2 protein-coding genes are annotated in these 1,955 nt (G+C 38.2%); one reads left to right on the top strand and one right to left on the bottom strand.

Annotated elements, in window-relative coordinates; translation table 11 throughout:
- Positions 1–373: 373 nt before the first annotated feature.
- Positions 374–1,297 (top strand): hypothetical protein, encoded by a 924-nt coding sequence (locus tag H6G92_RS38700; protein ID WP_190902130.1) that lies wholly within the window; start codon positions 374–376, stop codon positions 1,295–1,297.
- Between the two features lie 73 nt (positions 1,298–1,370).
- Here the strand turns inward: H6G92_RS38700 and H6G92_RS38695 are convergent, their stop codons facing one another.
- Positions 1,371–1,883: a hypothetical protein gene (locus tag H6G92_RS38695; RefSeq protein ID WP_390667910.1), complete on the bottom strand. Its 513-nt coding sequence runs from the start codon at positions 1,881–1,883 to the stop codon at positions 1,371–1,373.
- Between the last annotated feature and the right edge of the window lie 72 nt (positions 1,884–1,955).

The raw sequence follows: 1,955 nt of genomic DNA, 5'->3' as shown, positions 1-1,955 counted from the left end.
CCCCCCTCGTAATGATTATCATTTTTATAATGAGTGAGATTTAATTTCCTCAAAGCCTTATGTAGTTTGAGTCTTGGCGTATTTCACCCTGATTCAGGCTCGTCAATATTTAGATGCGTTTGCCCTGAGTATTCCGTTGATTGAGGTGAATTCAGACGGAAGAACTTGGCAGGAGAACGGGGTTTTATTTTCTTTACAGTACAACGCTTTTTGAAGACCAGATTAAACTTAGCTAGATCATGAAAGAATAGATTTGCCAAGGTTGATTTTCTGGGAGCAAGATCGTTTGAAGTGAGTTAAGCAGTTGGCTTGGTTGGTGAAGTATTTCACTACAAGACCAAAGAAATTGAAATGTATCAAGGGCAAGTATGGAATGGATATAGCACTGCGGGTATTCAGGCATAATCAATACCAAGAGTTATTACAAGCTACTGATGTAGATGCAAGTGATTTAAGTGACCTAGTATGTCAATGTGTAGAGTGCGGAAATTTTGTAGATTGGATACCTGCCAATTCACCGGAGGCATTAAGAAAAAGATCAGCACATTTTCGCCATCCGCGGAGTGTAGATAAGAAATTGGCGATGTATTGTGAGAAACGAGTGAGTAGATACAGTAGCGTCAAAGTTAAGAATTTACAAAAAAGTATTACAGAAGCTCGTTCACGATATATCCGCCGAGAATTTTGGGGGTTAATGGCTAACTACCATTGCGAAGTATCCAATTCTCAGGTGAATGAGATTCTGGAAACATTAGATCCCAAATACCGAGAGATTGGGGAATTATTTGCTACTAGCTTTCGTGTAGAAGAAGATTACACTCCAAAAATTTTTCAGATCATCGATTACGTTTTTAGTGGAGTACCAGTCTGGTTAACTCATATATATTTAGGAGACAAGCGGCGAATATTGCCCAATTCTAGTATCCAAAAGCATTTTATGGAACAAGTAACAGGTCAATTAAACCGAAAACTACACTGCTTAATCTGCTCAGATGTTTTAAAATTTATTAGAGAGTCAAAGTCTTCTTGGGAAATATGTATTCGCCTGTTTACGCTAGCTACCTACTATATTACTGAATACTTATATCAAGGGATATTATTAGGCTTAGAAGGTGAAGATGGAACCGAATTAGTTATACATAAAAAATCTGAAGAAAATAGTCAAAAACTGATTGATAGAGATTTAAGTTTTTGGGAGAATGATAAAAATAAACAAATTATTTACAATTATGCAGTTGGTCATGTTCTGACGTGGGTAACGCTAACACCATACAATCAGGCTATCGAAAAGAGATAGTAAAAGATTGGCATTAATAACGTTTAACCTGCTCTTTGCACATTTCAAGTTTTATGTATGGGGCATTGAGCCGCTAAAAAAATCGAGGCACATGAACATACTTGAAATTATTACTACCTTTATAACCAGAGATTCTCGCTAAGTCTTTGAGATTTTGTACACCACTATATTGATTGCCATTGATGACCCAAGTGGGATAAGCAGAGACATTTGCGGCTTTGCATAAATCAGGTTGAGCATTAACACCTCTGTTGTCGCACTCAAACTTAATACTATCGCTGATAATTTGATATGCTTGCTTACCAAAGAGCAACTTCTGTTCATGACAGTGGGGACACCACCATGCGACATATTCCTTTGCTCCAATGTTCACCAGATGCTGTGCCAGCGCTATCTCTGCTTCGCCAGAAGTGGTAGTAATTTCCCAGCCGACTCCAGACTTAGGACGGTCGCGGGGAACGAAAAATATTTTCTCTTGTTCTTTTGATTGAGTTGTGTAAGGATGCTGGGCAGATACCGAAGCTAAACCAGCGATAGCGATCGCTACTGTTAATAGTCCTACTGTCCACGCAAGTTTTAGATTCATGCAGATTCGGGTCTACACTGTTGTGACGAAGATATATTACAACTAGCAATCAACTTGATATATTAATTTTTA

The organism is Nostoc foliaceum FACHB-393 (genome assembly GCF_014698505.1).
GTDB classification, from domain to species: domain Bacteria; phylum Cyanobacteriota; class Cyanobacteriia; order Cyanobacteriales; family Nostocaceae; genus Nostoc; species Nostoc foliaceum_A.
Note: the sequence above shows the minus strand (reverse complement) of the source record. Positions and strands in the feature narration are given on the sequence as shown.

What these genes read in the sequence shown, in the direction of transcription:
- H6G92_RS38700 (WP_190902130.1), top strand. Translation starts at nt 374, where the DNA reads ATGGATATAGCACTGCGGGTATTCAGGCATAATCAATACCAAGAGTTA.
- H6G92_RS38695 (WP_390667910.1), bottom strand. Translation starts at nt 1,883, where the DNA reads ATGAATCTAAAACTTGCGTGGACAGTAGGACTATTAACAGTAGCGATC.